The sequence below is a fragment of the Nocardiopsis sp. M1B1 genome (assembly GCF_052466615.1).
Map to the genome: position 1 here is coordinate 308,459 of NZ_CP196194.1, position 19,302 is coordinate 327,760.

General features: G+C 71.1%; 15 protein-coding genes. 7 read left to right on the forward strand and 8 right to left on the reverse strand.

All coding sequences use genetic code 11. The annotated features are described in order from the left end of the window. Positions 1-2: 2 nt before the first annotated feature. Positions 3-410, reverse strand: a complete 408-nt coding sequence (locus tag ACSTA4_RS01390) for a hypothetical protein (RefSeq protein WP_444962163.1) — start codon at positions 408-410, stop codon at positions 3-5. A 685-nt stretch (positions 411-1,095) separates the two neighbouring features. Between ACSTA4_RS01390 and ACSTA4_RS01395 the strand changes: the two genes are divergently transcribed. After that, positions 1,096-1,701: a suppressor of fused domain protein gene (locus tag ACSTA4_RS01395; protein WP_444964069.1), complete on the forward strand. Its 606-nt coding sequence runs from the start codon at positions 1,096-1,098 to the stop codon at positions 1,699-1,701. A gap of 227 nt (positions 1,702-1,928) precedes the next feature. Here ACSTA4_RS01395 and ACSTA4_RS01400 read toward each other — a convergent pair whose 3' ends face one another. Then, positions 1,929-2,663, reverse strand: coding sequence for a hypothetical protein (locus ACSTA4_RS01400; RefSeq protein WP_444962164.1), 735 nt, complete (start codon positions 2,661-2,663; stop codon positions 1,929-1,931). Between the two features lie 800 nt (positions 2,664-3,463). Here ACSTA4_RS01400 and ACSTA4_RS01405 point away from each other — a divergent pair. Further along, positions 3,464-3,688 carry a type II toxin-antitoxin system Phd/YefM family antitoxin gene (locus ACSTA4_RS01405; RefSeq protein ID WP_444962165.1) on the forward strand — a complete coding sequence of 75 codons (225 nt, stop codon included), beginning with the start codon at positions 3,464-3,466 and terminating at the stop codon, positions 3,686-3,688. 71 nt (positions 3,689-3,759) lie between these two features. Here ACSTA4_RS01405 and ACSTA4_RS01410 read toward each other — a convergent pair whose 3' ends face one another. The 3 genes from ACSTA4_RS01410 to ACSTA4_RS01420 all read right to left on the reverse strand — a co-directional run bounded on the left by ACSTA4_RS01410 (position 3,760) and on the right by ACSTA4_RS01420 (position 11,855). Continuing rightward, a complete protein-coding gene (locus tag ACSTA4_RS01410) occupies positions 3,760-8,790 on the reverse strand; it encodes a DNA repair ATPase (RefSeq protein ID WP_444962166.1) in 5,031 nt (1,676 codons plus the stop codon). Between the two features lie 10 nt (positions 8,791-8,800). Next, on the reverse strand, positions 8,801-10,840 hold the full coding sequence (locus ACSTA4_RS01415) for an SPFH domain-containing protein (RefSeq protein WP_416027525.1): 2,040 nt from the start codon (positions 10,838-10,840) through the stop codon (positions 8,801-8,803). Between the two features lie 373 nt (positions 10,841-11,213). Then, complete coding sequence (locus ACSTA4_RS01420) at positions 11,214-11,855, reverse strand: DUF1449 domain-containing protein (RefSeq protein ID WP_444962167.1); 642 nt, start codon at positions 11,853-11,855, stop codon at positions 11,214-11,216. A gap of 273 nt (positions 11,856-12,128) precedes the next feature. Here ACSTA4_RS01420 and ACSTA4_RS01425 point away from each other — a divergent pair, with 273 nt between their 5' ends. Further along, positions 12,129-12,569 carry a YciI family protein gene (locus ACSTA4_RS01425; RefSeq protein WP_444964070.1) on the forward strand — a complete coding sequence of 147 codons (441 nt, stop codon included), beginning with the start codon at positions 12,129-12,131 and terminating at the stop codon, positions 12,567-12,569. Between the two features lie 154 nt (positions 12,570-12,723). After that, positions 12,724-13,986 (forward strand): RNA polymerase sigma factor, encoded by a 1,263-nt coding sequence (locus ACSTA4_RS01430; RefSeq protein ID WP_444962168.1) that lies wholly within the window; start codon positions 12,724-12,726, stop codon positions 13,984-13,986. Positions 13,987-14,004: 18 nt separating this feature from the next. Here the strand turns inward: ACSTA4_RS01430 and ACSTA4_RS01435 are convergent, their stop codons facing one another. Both ACSTA4_RS01435 and ACSTA4_RS01440 read right to left on the reverse strand, forming a co-directional pair. Further along, positions 14,005-14,418, reverse strand: a complete 414-nt coding sequence (locus tag ACSTA4_RS01435; RefSeq protein WP_444962169.1) for a PIN domain nuclease — start codon at positions 14,416-14,418, stop codon at positions 14,005-14,007. After that, positions 14,415-14,615, reverse strand: a complete 201-nt coding sequence (locus tag ACSTA4_RS01440; RefSeq protein ID WP_094800445.1) for a type II toxin-antitoxin system VapB family antitoxin — start codon at positions 14,613-14,615, stop codon at positions 14,415-14,417. Before ACSTA4_RS01440 ends, ACSTA4_RS01435 begins: the two co-directional genes overlap by 4 nt. Positions 14,616-14,804: 189 nt before the next feature. On the opposite strand from ACSTA4_RS01440, the gene ACSTA4_RS01445 reads away from it, so the two are divergent. The 3 genes from ACSTA4_RS01445 to ACSTA4_RS01455 all read left to right on the forward strand — a co-directional run bounded on the left by ACSTA4_RS01445 (position 14,805) and on the right by ACSTA4_RS01455 (position 16,569). Then, complete coding sequence (locus ACSTA4_RS01445; RefSeq protein WP_444962170.1) at positions 14,805-15,791, forward strand: NAD-dependent epimerase/dehydratase family protein; 987 nt, start codon at positions 14,805-14,807, stop codon at positions 15,789-15,791. Between the two features lie 117 nt (positions 15,792-15,908). Continuing rightward, positions 15,909-16,172, forward strand: coding sequence for a type II toxin-antitoxin system Phd/YefM family antitoxin (locus ACSTA4_RS01450; protein ID WP_248773129.1), 264 nt, complete (start codon positions 15,909-15,911; stop codon positions 16,170-16,172). Beyond that, on the forward strand, positions 16,165-16,569 hold the full coding sequence (locus tag ACSTA4_RS01455) for a type II toxin-antitoxin system VapC family toxin (RefSeq protein ID WP_248773130.1): 405 nt from the start codon (positions 16,165-16,167) through the stop codon (positions 16,567-16,569). The genes ACSTA4_RS01450 and ACSTA4_RS01455 overlap by 8 nt, the downstream gene beginning before the upstream one ends. Before the next feature lie 96 nt (positions 16,570-16,665). Here ACSTA4_RS01455 and clpB read toward each other — a convergent pair whose 3' ends face one another. Continuing rightward, positions 16,666-19,281 (reverse strand): ATP-dependent chaperone ClpB, encoded by a 2,616-nt coding sequence (clpB, locus tag ACSTA4_RS01460; protein ID WP_444962171.1) that lies wholly within the window; start codon positions 19,279-19,281, stop codon positions 16,666-16,668. Positions 19,282-19,302 lie beyond the last annotated feature (21 nt).

A 19,302-nucleotide genomic window follows, 5' to 3' on the forward strand; every position in this document is an offset into this window, starting at 1 on the left:
GATCAGGCCTGGAACTCGGTGATCGTCTGTGCGATGCCGTTCTCGACCTCGACCCCGGCCAGGACGACGGTCCCGTCCTTCAGTTCGGCCTCGAACTCCTCCATGTCGCACTCCACGGTCCCGGTCATGTCGTCGTTTGGGACCTCGGGTGCGCAGGTGTACAGGCCGCCGAGGATCTCGGTGTCCTCGGTGACGTAGAACGCCTGGTCACCGACGAGGTACTCGTACGGAGCCAGGTGCACGACCTCGCCGGAGAGGGTTCCGGTGAACCCGTCGGCACCGGCCTCCACACCCTGGTTCCCGGCTCCTTGCTGCTCGGCGGCCGCCGCCGGGCTGAAGCCGGTCGCGCCGAGGGTGAGCAGACCGGCGGAGAGAACGGCCAGCGCGCTGGTGCGGATGTCGCGATTCATCGTGTGCCTTTCCTATGGAGAGCGGTGAGTGAATGGACTCGCCAGGGATTGGGGGATGAGTGCGTTATGTGACGGCATGCCCTCAAATGGGCTGATCAAACACGGATCGGGATGTCGGTGAAAATCCCGGGGGTGCTGTGGTGGCATCAGTCCAGACAGATCAGAGGGTTCGACATCGAATTTCAAGGATTGATCGTGGCGGAGCGGTTTGTGCTGACCGGGTGAGGGAAGGATGGCCCTTCGCCTGTTCGGCTTCGCTGTCTGTGCAGGCTGGCGTGACCCCAGGTGCTCTGTGTCCGAGAGGGGACCTCGCCGCCTGTGTCCATGATCAATGACGGAAGCTAAATATCCCGTTAAGCATTGCCGGTTTTCCTGATTTAACCTCGGTAGGGCGATCAGCTCTTACCGGAGAACGCGCAAGTGATTGAAATCGGCCTGATTTGCCTTGGATGCGCGTTCGGGCTCCGTGGTTCTCTCCTCCGTGAGAACGCGCGGATTATCCGGTGCGAACTCCGGGAAATCCGCCCCGCCCGAACGGTCCCCGGAAGACCCTGGGCCGTCCCGCCGCCCGCCGCCCGCCGCCCGCCTCCACCAGCCCCCGCCTTCCGCCCCTGGCTCGTGCGCTCCCGGCGCGCTCGTATCCTCGGACCCGGACCCGTCACCCGAGGTGGAGAGCGACGACGCGATGCTGGAGATGCTGCCCGGACTCGTCCGGATCTACGAGGAGTGGGCGGAGCGGTACCCCGACGTGCAGCCGCTCACCATCCAGTTCGCGCCGGACGGGAAGTCGGACAAAGGCCTCGACGGGGTGCTCGCCTACCCCCTGGACGGCCACTGGCTGCTGGTGTCCTTCGGCCTGACCGAGCTGGGGGAGAAGACCAGCGAGGAGCCCCGCGTCTCCGGGTCGGGCTTCGAGTTCACCTGCCGCCTCCCGCGCGAGGACGGCGACGAGGCCGTGCCCGCCTGGATTCTGCGCGTCATGCACGCCCTGGCCGACCGCTTCGTCGCGGGCAGCGACCTGGACGTGGGCCACTGGATCGTCACCCCGTCCCCGCTCGGCGGCGAGCCCGCCAACGGCGACATGACCTCGCTGGTCATCGTCCCCGACACCGAGATCCGCGCCATGGACACCCCGAACGGGATCGTCCTCTTCTTCCAGCTCGTCGGCCTGCTGGCCGAGGAGGGCGAGGCGGTCCAGCAGGCGGGGACCGCCGCGCCGCTCGTCGCGCTCCTGCGCGACCGCGACCCGAGGATGGTCACCGACCCCTCGCGCGAACCCGTCCGCCTCTGATCCCGACGCCGATGGGCCGCCACCCGCAGGGGGTGGCGGCCCGCACGTGTCACCCGGCCAGCGCCCGGAGCACCGTCCCGCCCGATCGCGGTGCCGGTCCCGCCCACAGGAGCCCCCCGCCCCCGCTCGGAACGCCGGAAACCGGCTGAGGACACGCGAAGGGCGGTACCCCTGGAGGAGTACCGCCCCGGCGGGCCCGGTCGCCCGCTCTCCCCGTGTTCCGGAGATCAGGACTGGTATTCGAGAATCGTCGTGGCGATCCCGTCCACGATCGCGACCTCGGCGTAGACGAAGGTTCCCTGCTCAAGGGCGGTTTCGAGCTCGCCGAAGGGGCACGACAGGTTTCCGTGGCCGTCCTCGTGCAGGCCCTCCGGGCCGGCGCAGACGTAGATCCCGCCGACGTGCTCCGTGCTCTCGTCGACGTAGAACGCCTGGTTGCCGACGAGGTACTCGTACGGGGCCAGGTAGGTGACCTCACCCGTCAGGGTCGTGGTCACCCCTTCGGCCGGGGCCGCGTCCGCGGAACCGCCCTCGGGGTCACCGTGGCCGTCCGTCTGGTACTCGCTGATCGACTCGGCGAACCCGTCCACGATCGCGACCTCGGCGAGAACGACGGTTCCCCCCTGAACGGCGGCGTCCAGCTCGTCGTAGGAGCACTCCACGGTTCCGTAACCGGTCTCGTCGACGCCGTCCTCGGCGGGGCAGACGTTGATCCCGCCGAGGACCTGCGTGGTCTCGTCGACGTGGAACGCCTGGTTCTCGACGAGGTACTCGTTCGGGGCCAGGTACGTGAGCTCGCCCGCCAGGGTCGTGGTCACCCCTTCGCCGTCGTTCGCGCTCTGGCTCTCGGTGCTCTGGGCCTCCGCGTCGGCCGCGTCCTGACTGAAGCAGCCGGTCGCGCCGAGGGTGATCAGGCCGGCGGTGAGAAGGGCGAAGAGGGAGGAACGGGTGCTGCGGCTCATCATGTTCGTTTCTTTCAAGGAGTGGATGCGCGAGAGGTTCACACCGGAGTTCGAGAGCTTTGGTCGACCGCTTCCGCGGGCTGCCGGCCTTCCCGAAACTTCTGGCGAAGGTGAAGGAGTGAGTCACAGGGTCATGGGAACCGCGCCCGCCCTGACAACTCCTTGAATGTATCACTGAATTCCGGGCGCCTTTGTCCTGGAGGGCCCTTTTCTCTTCGGCGCGGGGCGGTCCGCATTGTGGATCGGGCAGCGGCGCCGGGCGGGCCGCCCCGCGGGGCCTGGTGGCGAAGAAGCCGGGAGGTCGAACCCAAATTTCCCCATAAGACCAGTTCAGGGCCTGTATGGGTTTCGTGGGCAGGCCTCTTGTCGCGTGTTCGACCGGTCACGGTGCGTTCCACCGAAAAAAGTTCTGATAAAAAGGGTCCAATCTTTCGAGGTGCGGAGAAGGGATTCGGGCGGGCGGTGCCGGTTCCTTTGGTTTGTTGCTGTGAAGCAGATCACTCTTTTTGTTTTGCCGGTGGTCTCCGGCTTTCCCTTTGCGGGGAAGAGCGCTTTAGACGGCTGTCCGGGCCGTAAGGTTCTTGATTTCTGCGGTTGTCCGGGCGGCCCCGTGCGGGTCGGCCGCCGGGGACCGCCGCGCCGCTCCTCGCCCTCCCGCGAGAGCGCGCCCCGAGGACGGTCACCGACCCCTCGCGTGGACCCGTCCGCCTCTGGGTCCGTCGGAGACGACAGGCCAGCGGCCTGCGCACGGAATCCTGTACAACCGTGAAGGTGTGACGGCGGAACCAGGAGGCGCAGCGATGAAGACCATGAGCTACTCGGAGTCCCGTGAGAACTACGCGGCCACGCTCGACTCCGTCGTGAACGACCGCGAGGAGGTCATGATCACCAGAGCCGGACACGAGCCGGTGGTCATGATGGCGCTGTCCGAGTACGAGAGTCTCAGGGAGACCGCCTACCTCCTCCGCAGTCCGGAGAACGCGCGACGCCTCGTCACCGCCATCGAGGAGTTGGAGTCCGGGTAGACGGTCTCCGGTCACCGAAACGCCGACGGGCCGCCACCCGTAGGGGGTGGCGGCCCGCACGTGTCATCCGGTCAGCGCCCGGAGTCCCGTTCCCGCCCGATCGCGGCGCCGATCTCGCCCACCCGGTCGGCCAGCAGGCCCATAGCGCCGATGGCCCTGGTCATCGGGTCGTCCTCGGCGCCGCCCAGCGCGCGGCCGCGCCGGAAGGCCTCCTTGACCTCCGTCCACCGGGCCTCCTGCTCGGGGGTCATGACCCCGCGCAGCTCCGCGAGCTTGAGCAGGTTGGCCTCCGCGCCCGAGGTCAGGGTCTGCGCCTCGCCCAGGTAGTGGTCGTCGATCACGGCCTCCACCTCGGCGTCGTTCATGACCGGCACGATCCGCTCCGCCAGCCGGTTCATGTTGCGGTACGAGCCCTGGAGCCGGAACGGCGGCTCGGTGCGCGCCTCCTCCGACTGCGCGGCGGAGGCGATGTAGGCCGCGTTGTTGGTCATCACCACCTCCTGCACCCGCAGCAGCTTGCGCAGCACCGACACGATCCGGTCCGCCTCGACCGCCGAGTAGGGGTGGTCGAGCTGGTCCGCGCCCACCGAGTCGTCGCCCCGCGCCATCCGCACGAACCGGTACACGTCCTCCCTGCTCCGCGTGGACAGCGGGGCCAGGGTCGGGTTCGAGGTGAGCGCGTTCTCGACGTAGCTCAGCGCGAACAGCTCCTCCCTGCCCGCCAGCACGTCGCCCAGGTTGTACACGTCGGCGCGGTTGGCCAGCATGTCCGGAATCCGGAACCGCTTGCCCTGCTCCGTGTACGGGTTGCCCGCCATGCACACCGCGAAGCGCTTACCCCGCAGGTCGTAGGTCCGGGTCCGCCCGTTCCACACCCCCTCCATGCGCCGCTGGCCGTCGCACAGCGAGATGAACTTCTGGAGCAGCTCGGGGTTGGTGTGCTGGATGTCGTCCAGGTACAGCATCGTGTTGGCACCCATCTCCAGCGCGAAGGAGATCTTCTCGACCTCCTGGCGGGAGGTGGCGTCCGGCGCCTCGTCCGGGTCCAGCGAGGTCACCGCGTGCCCCAGCGCTGGCCCGTTGACCTTGACGAACACCAGCCCCAGACGGCTGGCCACGTACTCCATGAGCGTGGTCTTGCCGTAACCGGGCGGGGAGATGAGCAGCAGCAGGCCGCTCTGGTCGGTGCGCTTGTCGTCCCCGGCCGCGCCCAACTGCTTGGCCAGGTTGTCGCCGATCAGCGGCAGGTACGCCTCGTCCAGCAGCCTGTTGCGGACGAACCCGCTCATCACCTTGGGCCGGTACTCCTCCAACCGCAGCCGCTCGCGCTCGGCCGCCACCAGCTCGTTGCGGCGCCGCTGGAAGTCCCGGTAGGCGGGCACCTCCTCCAGCCGGAACCGGCGGGTGCGCGGCAGGAACTCGTCCAGCCGCAGCTCCAGGGAGCGTTCGCGCACGCGCGGGTGCGACCCCAGCAGCCCGTCCACGTCCTCCGCGACGGCCGCCGACGACTCGTACCGCTCCAGGGCGCCGCCGGTCAGCTCGATCGCGGCGGCCTCGGGCAGGTCGCCCGGGTCCACCTCGTCCAACGTGGTCGCGAACGCCTCCAACCAGGCCGCCACCAGCTGGTGGCGCGCGTTCAGGTCGCCGTCGAGCGCGCGCAGGTCCTCCTCGAAGGCCCTGCGGGTGCTCTCCCGCGCACTGCCCACCGCCCGGTGGAACCGGTCCAGCAGCAGACGGGCGCCCGCGCCGGTCACGAACCCCCGCTCCCCGGGCCCCTCCGCCGCGATCTCCTCGAACAGGTACTCGCCCACCAGGTCCAGGTCGGCCTCCTGGTGGAGCCCGGTTTCGGTGAGGAACCCGTCCACGGCCGCCGCCAGCTCCGCGCGCAGCGCGTCCACCGCGGCCGACCCGCGCACCCCGAACACCTCGCGGGCCCGCGCCAGCGAACCGGCCCGGGTCCGCCACGCCGACCGCCGCTCCTCGTCGGCGCCGAAGGCCCAGAACACCTGGGCCGCGGCACGCGTTCCGCCCGGGTACCGCAGCAGCCCGGCTCCCGCGCGCAACCGCAGCAGCACCGACAGGATCCGCGCGGCGTCGTGGTCGTGCACGCCCCGCTCGTACCCCTCGTCGTAGCGGGCCTCGGCGAAACCGCGCACCAGGTCCAGCAGCGACGACCCGTCCAGGCCCCCCGCCTCCGCCTCGGCCAGCCGCTCCGGCGTCAGCCCCCGCGCACCCTCCTCGGCCGCGGCCAGGACCGACGCGGCCAGGTACTCGGCCCGGTACACCTGCGGGCTCTCCGACACCAGCACCCGGTCCCACAGGTGACGCGTCCGCCCGAACCCCTCGTCGGTGACCGGCGCGCGGAAGTCGGTGCCGGTGATCGCCACCGACATCTCCCCGCCGTGCGGGGTGAGGGTGAGGTCGATCGGCTGGGTGTTCACGGCGAAGCGGTGCCGGCCCAGCCGGATCGTCTCGCCGCCCGCGCCGCCCTCGAACAGGTCGGCGCGGTCCCGCAGGGCCCGGCCCGCCTCCTGCCGGGCGGCCAGCACCTGCCCGTCCAACTCCTCCGCGCGCACGGTCTCACCGAGCGCGCGCAGCTCCTCGGAGGTGCGCCGCAGCCGCGCCACCATCGCGTCCGACGCGAAGTAGGTGTTGACGTCCTCCAGCGTGTCCAGCGTCGCCACCCGGCGCTGAACGCTCTCCAGCACGCGGGCGGCCGACGACGCCAGGCGGTCGGCCCGCCGCGCCCGCTCGTCCACCAGCCCCTGCTTGCGGGTGGAGAACGCCTCGTACACGTCCTCGCGCTTGTCCGTCAGCTCCCCGAGGAAGTCGTCGAACTCGGCGAACCGCGTCTCCAGGTTCTCCAGCTGGAGCATGATCCGCCCCAGCTGCTCGTCGCACCGGTCCGGGGTGTCGGCGGCGGCCAGCGCCCCCGTGATCGCCTGCCCGAGCAGGGCGAACTCGGCCGCGAACTCCGCCCGCCCCTCCAGGGCGAGCAGTTCGCCGCGCCGTGCCTCCAGCGTGGCGCGCGCCCGGTTGATCCCGGCCATCACCTCGCTGACCCGCTCCAGGATGCGCGTGCGCACCTGGGCGTCGCCGATGTCCAGCGAGCCGACGACCTCGGTGACCACCTGGAGGCCCTCGGTCTGCTCGGCGATGCGCTCGCCGACCGCCGTCGCCGCGCTGACCGCCCCGATCCCCTCGGCGTCCTCGACCAGCCGCGACACCTCGTCGTGGTACCCGGCGAAGGCGTCGTCGCGCTCCAGGAAGGCCACCGTGCGGCGGCCGGTGGCGTCGATCTCCTCGGCGAGCCTGCCGTCCAGCTCCTCCAGGCGATCGGTGTCCACGTAGCGCGTCTCGCGCAGCGTGGCCGCCCGGCCCTGGGCGCGGCGCAGCCCGGTCAGCCGCGCCACCCAGCCCTCCGCCGTGCGCGGGGCCTCCCCGCGGGCGGTGCGGATGAGCGAGGCCGCCTCCTCCTCGGCCCCGGCCAGGGTCTCGGCGGCCTGCCGGGTCAGGGTCTGGACGGTCTCGAACTCCTCCAGCACCCGCGCGGCGGTGTCGCGCACCTGCGACAGGGGCGCCGCCAGGTCGCCCAGCTCCTCCTCGCCCAGCCAGTGGAACCGGTCCGACACCCGGCGGCAGGCGGCCATGAGCGCCTCGAACACCTCGGTGGAGGGCCGCATGTCCTCGGCCATGCGCGCCACCGACAGGCACTCGGACACGCCCCGCACCAGCTCGGCGTTGCCGATCCGCTCCAGCGGCCCGGTCCCCACCGGCTGCGCCGCCGCGTACACGTCCGACGCGTACGGCGTCTGCCACACCTGCATCGGGTGCACCCGGGTCGGCTCGCCCGAGTTGTCGCGGAACACCGTCATGGTGCCGTCGTCGAACAGCGAGTACCCGTGGCAGACGATCGGGGTGGCGACCTCCTTGCGGATGGTGTTGTAGGGCAGCAGCAGGCTGCGGCCGTCCGCGCGGGAGTGGAAGACGTAGAGCACGTCCTCGCCGTTGGGCGAGCGCACCACGCGCTCGAACTCCAGGTCGGTGACGTCGGTGTCGAAGGTCCGCGCCACCCCGGTGGCCAGGTAGTAGCCGCCGGGGAAGATCAGCCCCTGGTCGTCGGGCAGGCGCTGGCAGGACTGGCCGATGCCGTCGAGGCGCTCGACCTCCTTGGTGCGCGTGTTGAAGACCAGGTGGCGCCACTCGGTCTCGTTGTAGGGCAGCACGCGCAGCAGGATGAGCGGGCCCACCCGCGCGTGGTGCACCGACGCGTCGGCCAGGCTCTGCAACGGCTCGTCCACGGGCTCGCTGTAGACGCCCTCGCCGACCTCGGTGTTGTTCTCGACCTTGATGGTGAGGTCGCCGCCGACGGTCTCCACGAACAGCTCGTCGAGGATCGAGATGTGCGGGTGGCGGCCCGCCACGTGGTCCTCGCGGGTGGCCTCCACCCACGTGAAGTCGTGCGCGGGCGGGAACACGTGGTCGCGTTCGCCGCGCGCGTCGAGGTAGGCGATCTCACCCGTCGGCGACACCGACCACCGCAGCACGCGCACGTCCTCGGTGCGCGGGCCGGTCTGGAACACGGCCAACAGCCGCTCCTCGACCCGGCGCAGCTGGAGCAGGCGCGCGTCGCGGTAGTACCGGTAGAGCTGGCCGAAGTCCTGCTGGAACCGCTCGTCGTCGAGCAGCCCGGGGACGGCGCCCCCGTCGGCGTCGGCGAAGGCGAAGCCGTCGTCGGCGCGCTCGTAGCGGTGCAGCGAGAACACGTCGGGGACGTGGGTCTCCCGCTGCATGCCGATGAACACGTTGTAGCCGAACAGGATCACGGCGCCCTCGGCGCCGTCCGCGGCCGGACGCCCCACGCTCACGATGTCCCGGGGCACGCAGTTGTGCTCGGTGCGCACGCGCTCGGTGCCGAGCAGGGTCAGCTCGGTGCCGCCGAACACCTCCAGCCGTCGCGCGTTGAGCCGTTCGGTCCGCCGGGCCAGCTCGCCGGTCTGCTCGCGCAGCCGGGCGCGGAGCACCTCGTAGGTGCCCGCGTCCAGCGAACGCGCGTCCCCGGCGTCCGGCCCCTCGGTCTCCTGGGACAGGGCCTCTGTCACGAAGGTTCCCCTACTGCTTGGCGAGGGCGGAGGCGGGCAGCTGGTCCACGCCCAGGGAGCGGGCGGTGCCGAGCAGGCCGTCGAGCTTGTCGGCCTGCGGGCCGCCCGCGCCGATCAGCTTGAGCAGCAGCGCGGAGACGGTGAGGTTCTTGACGTCCTCGGTGGACACCGAGTCCATCACCCTGCGCATGTCCGCGGCGAAGTCGCCCTCGCCGTTGAGCCAGTTGCCGCCCAGCGCCTGCACGGTCTTGGAGTTGCCGACGAAGCCGTCCACGGCCTTGCCCAGGCCGATGGAGCCCACCATGCGGTCGAAGAAGGCGCCGTCGCCGCCGACGATGTTGATGTCGGCGTTCTCCAGGCCGGTGGCCAGCACGGTGGCCTGGGCCTCGGCGACCTCGCGCTGCACGTTGATCCCGGCCAGGCGGATCTCCTTCTCGGCCTCCAGGCGCAGGCGGTACTCCTCGTGCTCGCGGGTGACCTGGTCCAGGGCGGACATGGCCTCGGCCTTGTCGGTGAGACCGGCGGCCTCGGCGCGCAGCTTCTGCTCCACGGCCTCGGCCTCGACCCGGGCCTTCTCGCTGGCCACGGCGGCCTCGGCGCGGCCGACCTTCTCGATGGCCTCGGCGTCCTGGTGGCGGACCTGCACCTCGGCCAGACCGGCCGCGGCGGCCTCGGCCTGGATGCCCTCGGCGAGGCGGATCTTGGCGCGGGTGTCCAGTTCGGCGGCCTGCTGGCGGGCCTCGGCCAGGGTGAGCTCCTCGGCGGCCCTGTGCCTGGCGGCGGCCTCCGCGGCCTCGGCGGCCTTGATGTCCTTGACCAGGTTCTCCTGGGCCTCGGCCTCGGCCTGGATGATGACGGCCTGGCGGGTGCGCTCGGCCTCCTCGACGGCGCGCAGGCGCTTGATGGCCTCCTCCTGCTCGGCCACGGTGCGGTCCACGGCGATCCGCTCGCGGACGACGTCGGCGACCTCGCGCTTCTCGGCCTCGACCTCCTTGTCCTTGGCGATGCGGCTCAGCTCGGTCTCGCGCTCGCGCCCGATGACCTCCAGCAGGCGGTCCTTCTCGATGCGCTCGCTCTCGATGGCGATGACGCGCTCGCGGTTCTTCTCGGCCACCGCGATCTCGCGCTGCTGGTTCTGGTGCTGCACGCCCAGCGCCTCGGAGGTGCGGATGTTGGCGGTCTCGGCCTTGAGGCGCTCCTCGGCCTGCACGCGGGCGGTCTCGGCCTCCTCGCGGGCGCGGATGATCTCGATCTCGCGCTTGGCCTTGGCGGCGGCCTCCTCGCGGCGCTTCTCCAGCTCGGCGAGGGTCTCGGCCGTCTCGGTGTTCTGCCGGTCGAGTTCCTTGCGGCGGTCGTTCTCGAACTCGTTGGTGCGCTTGTGCTCGATCGCGGTGCGCTCGGTGATCTTGGAGATGCCCTGCGCGTCGAGGATGTTGTTGGCGTCGTGCTGGTGCAGCGGGGTCTGCTCCAGCTCGTCGATGGCCACGTCCTCCAGGCTGTAGCCGTTGAGGTCGGTGCCGATCAGGGAGATGATCGCCTGGCGGAACTGCTCGCGGTGCGTGAACAGCTCCTCGAAGTCGAACTGCTTGCCGACGGTCTTGAGGCCCTCGGAGAACTTGGAGTTGAACAGCTCCTGGAGCGTGTCCTGGTGGCTGGCGCGCTCGGTGCCGATGGACTTGGCGACCTTCTTGACGTCCTCCGCGGTCTCGTTGACCCGGACGTAGAAGTACACCTTGATGTCCGCGCGGATGTTGTCCTTGCAGGTCAGGCCCTCGCGACCGCGCCGGTCCACGGTCAGCGTCTTGAGCGAGATGTCCATGATCTCGGCCTTGTGCAGGACCGGCAGGACGATCGCGCCAGTGAAGGTGACGTGGACGTCGCGGACCTTGGAGATGATCAGCGCCTTGCCCTGCTCGACCTTGCGGAAGAGGCGGGTGACCATCAGGAGCAGGGCGATGAGGACGACGACGCCGACGGCAAGGGCGACGCCGACGGTCAGGAAGGCCGCGTCCGCGGCCTCCTGGCCGTTCGCGGTGGCACTCAGCAACACGTGGGGGTCTCTTTCTGCAAGGGGATGTGCGTAAGAGGGGGAAAGCGCGTCGGGAGCGGGGGGTACGGCGGCGGGGATCCGGCCCCCGGTCGGGGGCGCTCGACAGATGTGACGCGGCGCGGTCGCGAACGGTTCCGCGTACCACCTTCTACTTGACGGCCGGAAAGCCGCGGATGGAGCGCAGGGGGCGGAGGGGGCGCCTGGACACGGGACGGAGCACCGAGGAGGTGTTGTCCGGGCGTCCGCGGGGTTCTGGAGGTGTCGGACGTGCGATCGCGAGGAACGAGCCATCGCGCGGAAGACGCCGAAGGTTCCCGCTCTTTGGACGCCCGGACACGGGGTGAAGCGGAGCGGAGCCCCAAGGAGACGCGTCTCAGCCCTGTCCGGGGTCCAGCGCGGCGTCGAAGTAGGTGACCAGGAAGACGTCCTGCTCGGCGCTGTGGTCGAAGATCAGGGCTGTGCTGCCCACGGGCAGGACCTCGCCGCCGGTGGTGCGCACCGGGATGGAGATCGCCGCGCCGCCCGCGGTGGTGATCTCGGCCTGGCCGAAGCCCTCGTTGGCCTCGCCGATGCGGATCACGCAGGTGCGTCCGACCAGTTCGTTCTTGGAACCGCTGCCACGGCTGGGCAGGAAGCGCTGCACCGACATGACCAGGCCGCTGGTGACCGCCCACGCGGCCACGAGCGCGATCAGCAGGACCACCAGGCCCAGGGCGATGAGCAGGGGGGTGGAGGTGGTGTGGAGGAGGCTGGTCATGATGCTTCCCATCATGCTCACGAACCAGGCGACGCAGACCAGGGAGCTCAGCGCCACGGTGACCGGGACCCTTCCCAGTCCCACGCGGCTCATCAGGGAGCTCAGACCCGCGGCCTCACCCGAGTCGTCCACGCTGTCGAGCGCGTCGGAGCCGGTGGCGCCGACCGAGACGAGCAGCCAGTAGACCGCGACGACGACCAGCAGCGGGGTGAACAGCACGGTCGGGAAACCGAAGGCGGTGTCCAGGAACATCCCCACCCGTCACCCTCCTCCGCGCCGCACCGTGCCGGAACTCTACCGAACCGCCCGCTCCGCGACGCGGGCGGGCGTCCCCTTGGCCGTTTGCGGCCACCGGAACGCGTCGCGGACCCGGCGGAAGGACGCGTCACGGACCCGGCGAGCGGTGCGGCGCGGGCGCGGAGAAAATCCCCGAGAAAAAAATCCGGGGAGGTGTCGATCCGGTGCGGTGCCGTTCGACGTGTGGATGAGAGCGGGGGAACGGACCCCCACACCGCACGAGAGGCGAACACCATGCGCTACATGATGACGATCATGTCCACCGCCGAGTCCGAGGCCGTCGACTACGAGCCCAGCCCGGAGGTCTTCGAGGAGATGGCCGCCTACAACGAGCAGATGGTCAAGGCCGGTGTCCTGCTCGCCGGGGACGGCCTGGCCCCCGCCTCCGAGGCCACCCGGGTCACCTTCAGCAACGGAGCCGCGACCGTCACCGACGGGCCCTTCGCCGAGGCCAAGGAGTTCGTCGCCGGGTACTGGGTCATCCAGGTGTCCTCGCACGAGGAGGCCGTGGAGTGGGCCAAGCGCTGCCCGCACCCGCCGGAGGGCGACGACACCGAGATGAACCTGGTGCTGCGGCGGATCTTCGACACCGACGACTTCGGCGACGAGATGCCCGAGCACCTCAAGCAGCGCGAGCGCGAGCTGCGCGCCGAGGGGTACTCGCACGGCGGCTGACCCGCCCGTGCCGGTGCGGCCCGCGGTGCCCCGGCGCACCCGCGGGCCGCGGCCCGTTCCGGGCCTCGCGTACGGCCCGCACGGCCCGCACGGCGGCCGACGACGGCCGCCGCGCGGGCTTGCGGCGGGGTGCCCGTGGTGCTGAGATTGCCCCGTGAGCCACACCGACGCCACGCGCGCGGTCGAGGCGGTCTGGCGTATCGAGTCGGCCCGCCTCGTCGCAGCGCTCACCCGCATGGTCGGCGACGTCGGCCTCGCCGAGGAGCTCGCCCAGGACGCGCTGGTCAGCGCACTGGAGAAGTGGCCCGGCGACGGGGTTCCCGACAACCCCGGCGCCTGGCTGACCACCGTCGCCAAGCGGCGCGTGCTCGACCGCTGGCGCCGCGACGAGCGCTTCCAGCGGCGCATGGCCGACCTCGGCCGCGAGATCGCCGAGCACGACGGGCAGGCCGAGTTCGACGCCGTCCTGGAGGAGGACTTCGGCGACGACCTCCTGCGGCTGATGTTCGTGTGCTGCCACCCGGTGCTGTCCACCGAGGCACGCGTCGCGCTCACCCTGCGCCTGCTCGGCGGGCTCACCACCGAGGAGATCGCCCGGGCCTTCCTGGTGCCCGAGTCCACCGTCGCCCAGCGCATCGTGCGCGCCAAGCGCACCCTGGCGAAGAGGAGGGTGCCCTTCGAGGTGCCCGTCGGCGAGGACCGCCAGGCCCGGGTGGCCTCCGTGCTGGAGGTCGTCTACCTGGTGTTCAACGAGGGCTACACCGCCACCTCGGGCACGGAGTGGACGCGCCCCACGCTGTGCGAGGAGGCCATGCGCCTGGGCCGCGTGCTCGCCCAGCTGATGCCCGGGGAGCGCGAGGTGCACGGGCTGGTGGCGCTGATGGAGCTGCACGCCTCGCGGCTGCGCGCCCGCGTCGGACCCGGCGGGGAACCCGTCCCCCTGGCCGAGCAGAACCGCGCGCTCTGGGACCGCCTGCTCATCACACGCGGAATGGAAGCCCTGCTCAGAGCGCTGCCGCCGGACCGGAGCCGGCCCGGCGGGCCCTACGTGCTCCAGGCGGCCATCGCGGCCGAGCACGCCAGGGCGGTCACCGCCGCCGACACCGACTGGACGGTCATCGCCGGACTGTACCTGGCCCTGGTCCGGGTCACCGGATCGCCGGTCGTGGAGCTGAACCGGGCGGTGGCGGTGTCGATGGCCTCGGGCCCGGAGGCCGCGCTGGAGATCGTGGACGCGCTGCGGGACCAGCCGGGGATGGGCGACTACCACCTGCTGCCCGCCGTGCGCGCGGACCTGCTCGTGCGGCTGGACCGCCGGGCCGAGGCCCGCGCCGAGTTCGAGCGCGCCGCGTCCCTTACCCGCAACGAGCGCGAGCGCTCGCTGCTCCTGGACCGCGCCCGCGTCTGCGAGGACTGACCGTCCCGGTCCGGGGGCTCAGAGGGTTCCCGCCGGAACGACCCACATCGTCGGTTGGCCGGTGATGTCGGCGATCAGGTCGTAGTCCTTGTCGTAGTGGACCACCGTCGCGCCGTGCAGCTCGGCGGTCGCGGCTATGACGAGGTCCGGCAGCGCACGGCGGTGCTGGCCCTTGCGAGCCAGCTCGTGCTGGACCTCGATGGCTCGGCGCATCGCCCGGTTGTCGGTCTCCAACCAGGGAAGCCGCTCGTAGCTCTCCCGCAGGCGTTCGTAGTCCCTCGTGTTGCGGGCCGAGTACAGCAGTTCCAGCGCGATCATCTCGCACATGGCGATCGCACCGTTGGCGGCCACGAGGGAGTGGAGCGCCTCGCGCGCCTCCTGACAGCGCTTGACCATCTCGTAGGCGGACTTGTCCACGAGGTAGAGGTTCAACGCCAGGCCTCTCCCATGGTCTGCTCGTCCAGGTCCAGCTCCATCTCCCCGATGAGGTCCAGGAACTGGTGGGAGCGCCTGCGTGCGGCCACCTCGCGAAGGGCCCGGTTCACGGTCTCGACCTTCGTCGTGGTTCCGAGCTCCTCCGCTGCGACGGCCAACGCGTCCTCATCGAGGTCAATGACGGTTCTGGACATCGGCTTCATCCTCTCAAGATATCCTTTCCTGGTGTTCGATGATATCGAACCTCTCTTTCCTTTGGTATTGCCTCGAAGATTTCCCGGCACAGAAGAGGATCGGAACTCCCGCTCGCCGGGCCCGCACGCGGTTCTGCTCTGAGCAGGCGGCCCTGGCGGGTCGGGCCGCCGACCGGCAGACTCCCGGACATGAGACTTCTGGTTCTGGGCGGTACCGAGTTCGTGGGGCGGGCGGTCGTGGAGGACGCGCTCGCCAGGGACTGGGACGTCACCGTCTTCCACCGCGGCAGGCACCCCGCGCCCCCCGGTGCCACCGCCCTGCACGGCGACCGCACCGAGGCGGGCGGGCTCGGCGCGCTGACCGAAGGGCGCTGGGACGCCGTCGTCGACACCTGGTCGGGAGCCCCGTCCGCGGTGGCCGCCGCCGCGAAACTGCTCGCCGACCGGGCCGGGCACTACTCCTACGTCTCCAGCCGCTCCGTCTACGCGTCCCCCGCCCCGCCCGGGCTGGACGAGGACGGGCCGGTCGTGGACGCCTCGCCCGAGGCCGCGAGCACCGACTACGCGCGGGACAAGCGGGGCGGCGAGCTGGCGGCGGAGGCGGCCTTCGCGGAGCGGGCCCTGTCCGTGCGCGCGGGCCTGATCCTCGGGCCGTACGAGAACATCGGCCGCCTGCCCTGGTGGCTGGAGCGGATCGCCCGGGGCGGCCCCGTCCTGGCGCCCGGACCGCGCGACCTGCCCCTTCAGTACGTGGACGCGCGCGACCTGGCCGCCTGGACCCTCGACGCCGCCGAGGCCGGACTGGGCGGCCCCCACAACCTGGTGAGCCCGCCGGGGCACACCACCACCGGGCAGCTCCTTGAGGCGTGCGCGGCGGTCACGGGGTCGGACGCCGAACTGCGCTGGACCGACCCCCGGGTCATCCTCGACGCGGGCGTCCAGCCGTGGACCGAACTGCCCGTGTGGGTGCCGCCCGGCGAGCTGTACGACACCCTGCACCGGGGGGACGTGTCCAGGGCGCTCGCGACGGGGCTGCGCTGCCGCCCGGTGACCGAGACCGTCGCCGACACCTGGACCTGGCTGAGGGGCCTGGAGGGCGGCGCGCCCCAGCGCCCGGACCGACCCCGCGTCGGCCTGGACCCGGAGGTGGAGGCCCGCCTGCTCGCCGGGGCCTGATCCGGCCGCGGACACGGCGAAGGGCCGCCTCCCTGGAGGCGGCCCTTCGCTTCCGTGTTCGGGTCGGCCTCGGATTGTGATGTAGCACAGTGAGACACGCCGAGCTACACTGGGAGCATGAAGACCATCACCCAGCGCGAGTTCCGTAACAACGCGGCCTCCGTCATGGACCAGGTGGAGGCGGGCGAGAGCTTCCACGTGACCCGCAACGGGGTCGAGGTGGCGCGGGTCAGTCCTGTCGTACGCCATCGGCGCCTCAGCGCGGAGGAGCTCGTGGAGCGTCACCGCAGACTCCCCCGGGTGGACTACACGCAGATGCGCGAGGAAGCCGACGAGTTCTTCGGCGGAGAGGATCGGATCGGGGACGACGAACGTGGCTGATCGGCCTGACCGAGGCGTCCTCGACACGTGCGTCTTCATCGACCTCGGTGAGATCGATCCGGTCGGACTTCCCAGGTTTCCCGACATCACCTCCATCACGATGGCTGAGCTCAACCAAGGCGTGGCTATGGCGAAGGATCCGGTGGCCCGGGCCCAACGCACGGAGAAGCTCCAGGCCGCGGTGGTGGACTTCTCTCCCCTGCCGTTCGATGGCGAGGCCGCGGCCCGCTACGGAACGCTGGTCGCCCTCACTCTCGCGGCGAACCGCGATCCGAAGCCGCGCCGTCTGGACCTGATGATCGCCGCCGTGGCTTCGCTGCACGGACTGCCCCTGTACACCCGCAACGCCGACGACTTCGTCGGCCTCGACAGCGTCGTACGGGTCATTCCGGTCTGAGAGCCAACCGGCCGGCCGCGGACACGGCGAAGGGCCGCCCCTCCTGGGAGGGACGGCCCTTCGCGCTGCTTCTCCGTGTACGACCCGGCGCCCGGCTCAGGCCACCGGCGCCTCCTCGGCGCCGCGCGAGGTCACCCGGAGCCTGTCCGCGCCCTCGTCCACGTCCACCTCCACGGTGGCGCCCTCGGCCAGGTCGCCCGACAGCAGCTCGCGCGCCAGCGGGTCGCCGATCGAGGACTGCACCAGCCGGCGCAGCGGACGCGCGCCGTAGTTGGGGTCGTAGCCGGTCAGCGCCAGCCACTCGCGGGCGCCCGCCGTCACCTCCAGCCCCAGCCGCCGGTCCGCCAGCCGCCGGGCCAGCTTGTCGACCTGAAGGTCCACGATCCGCGTCAGGTCCTCGGTGGACAGCGCGTCGAACATGATCACGTCGTCCAGCCGGTTGAGGAACTCCGGCTTGAACGTCGCGCGCACCACGTCGAGCACGCGGTCGCGGCGCACCGACTCCTCCAGTGACTGGTCCACCAGGAACTGCGACCCCAGGTTGGAGGTGAGGATCAGGATGGTGTTGCGGAAGTCCACCTGACGGCCCTGGCCGTCGGTCAGGCGGCCGTCGTCCAGCACCTGGAGCAGGGTGTCGAACACCTCCAGGTGCGCCTTCTCCACCTCGTCCAGCAGCACCACCGTGTACGGGCGGCGGCGCACGGCCTCGGTCAGCTGGCCGCCCTCCTCGTACCCCACGTAACCGGGGGGAGCGCCCACCAGCCGCGACACCGAGTGCTTCTCGGAGTACTCGCTCATGTCGATCCGCACGATCGCGCGCTCGTCGTCGAAGAGGAACTCCGCCAGCGCCTTGGCCAGCTCGGTCTTGCCCACGCCCGTGGGGCCCAGGAACAGGAACGACCCCGTCGGCCGGTCCGGGTCGGAGATGCCCGCCCGCGCCCGCCGCACCGCGTCCGACACCGCGGCCACGGCGTCCCTCTGCCCGATGAGGCGCCTGCCCAGCTCGTCCTCCATGCGCAGCAGCTTGGAGGTCTCGCCCTCCATCAGACGCCCCACGGGGATGCCGGTCCACGCCGACACCACGTCGGCGACCTCGTCGGCGCCCACCTCCTCCTTGACCATGGTGGCGTCACCCCGGCTGGCCGCCCTCTCCTCGTCCCGGCTGGCCTCCTCGACCTGCTTCTCCAACTGCGGGATGTCCCCGTACATCAGACGGGAGGCCTCGCCGAAGTCGCCCTCGCGCTGGGCCAGCTCGGCCCGCGTGCGCAGGTCGTCGAGCTGCCCCTTGAGCTCACCGACCCGGTTGAGACCGGCCTTCTCCTGCTCCCAGCGGGCCACGAGCCCGTTGAGCTGCTCCTGCCGGTCGGCCAGGTCCGCGCGCAGCCGCTCCAGCCGCTGGCGGCTGGCCGGGTCCGACTCCTTGTCGAGCGCCATCTCCTCCATCTTCAGGCGGTCGACGGTGCGCTGGAGCTCGTCGATCTCCACCGGGCTGGAGTCGATCTCCATGCGCAGCCTGGACGCCGCCTCGTCGATGAGGTCGATCGCCTTGTCCGGCAGGAACCGCGCGGTGATGTAGCGGTCGGACAGGGTCGCGGCGGCCACCAGGGCCGAGTCGGCGATCTGCACCTTGTGGTGCGCCTCGTAGCGGCCCTTGAGCCCGCGCAGGATCGCGATCGTGTCCGCGGCCGAGGGCTCGCCCACCATGACCTGCTGGAAGCGCCGCTCCAGGGCGGGGTCCTTCTCGATCTTCTCCCGGTACTCGTCCAGGGTGGTCGCGCCCACCATGCGCAGCTCGCCGCGCGCCAGCATGGGCTTGAGCATGTTGCCCGCGTCCATGGCGCCCTCGGCGGCGCCGGCGCCCACCATGGTGTGCAGCTCGTCGATGAACGTGATGACCTGGCCCTCGGACTCCTTGATCTCCGAGAGCACCGCCTTGAGCCGCTCCTCGAACTCGCCCCGGTACTTGGCGCCCGCCACCATCGCGGACAGGTCCAGGCTCACCAGCCGCTTGCCCACCAGGGACTGCGGCACGTCACCGGCCACGATCCGCTGGGCCAGGCCCTCCACGACCGCGGTCTTGCCCACGCCCGGCTCACCGATGAGCACGGGGTTGTTCTTGGTGCGGCGGCTGAGCACCTGGATGACCCGCCGGATCTCGCCGTCGCGGCCGATCACCGGGTCCACCTTGCCCTCGCGGGCCCGCTCGGTCAGGTCCACCCCGTACTTCTCCAGGGCCTGGTAGGTGTCCTCCGGGTTCTCCGAGGTCACCTTCCCCGAGCCGCGCACCCGCTCGAACCCCTCCAGGAGCGCGTCGGGGGTGGCGCCGGCCTCGGTGAGCAGCTTCGACGCCTCGCCGCCGTCCGCGGCCAGCCCCACCAGCAGGTGCTCGGTGGAGACGTACTCGTCCTCCATCTGCTGCGCGCGCTGGGCCGCGGTGTTGATGGAGACGATCAGCTGGCGCGAGGAGCTGGGCGAGCTGACCGTGGAACCGGCCGCCTTGGGCAGCGCGCCGACGGCCGCCTCGACCTTGTCCCGGAGCGCGTCCGGGTTGGCCCCGACCTCCTTGAGCAGCGGGCGGGTGATGCCCTCCGCCTGGTCCAGCAGGGCCGCCAGCAGGTGCACGGGCTCCGTCTGCGGACTGCCGTCCGTGGTGGCCCGGCGGATCGCCACCGACAGGGCCTCCTGGCTCTTCTTGGTGAGCTTGTAGTTCATGCGCGGTGACTCCTTTCGCAA

Coding starts and splice junctions, on each gene's coding strand:
- ACSTA4_RS01400 (WP_444962164.1), bottom strand. CDS start 2,663: ATGAGCCGCAGCACCCGTTCCTCCCTCTTCGCCCTTCTCACCGCCGGC.
- ACSTA4_RS01390 (WP_444962163.1), bottom strand. CDS start 410: ATGAATCGCGACATCCGCACCAGCGCGCTGGCCGTTCTCTCCGCCGGT.
- ACSTA4_RS01405 (WP_444962165.1), top strand. CDS start 3,464: ATGAAGACCATGAGCTACTCGGAGTCCCGTGAGAACTACGCGGCCACG.
- ACSTA4_RS01445 (WP_444962170.1), top strand. CDS start 14,805: ATGAGACTTCTGGTTCTGGGCGGTACCGAGTTCGTGGGGCGGGCGGTC.
- ACSTA4_RS01450 (WP_248773129.1), top strand. CDS start 15,909: ATGAAGACCATCACCCAGCGCGAGTTCCGTAACAACGCGGCCTCCGTC.
- clpB (WP_444962171.1), bottom strand. CDS start 19,281: ATGAACTACAAGCTCACCAAGAAGAGCCAGGAGGCCCTGTCGGTGGCG.
- ACSTA4_RS01425 (WP_444964070.1), top strand. CDS start 12,129: ATGCGCTACATGATGACGATCATGTCCACCGCCGAGTCCGAGGCCGTC.
- ACSTA4_RS01395 (WP_444964069.1), top strand. CDS start 1,096: ATGCTGGAGATGCTGCCCGGACTCGTCCGGATCTACGAGGAGTGGGCG.
- ACSTA4_RS01440 (WP_094800445.1), bottom strand. CDS start 14,615: ATGTCCAGAACCGTCATTGACCTCGATGAGGACGCGTTGGCCGTCGCA.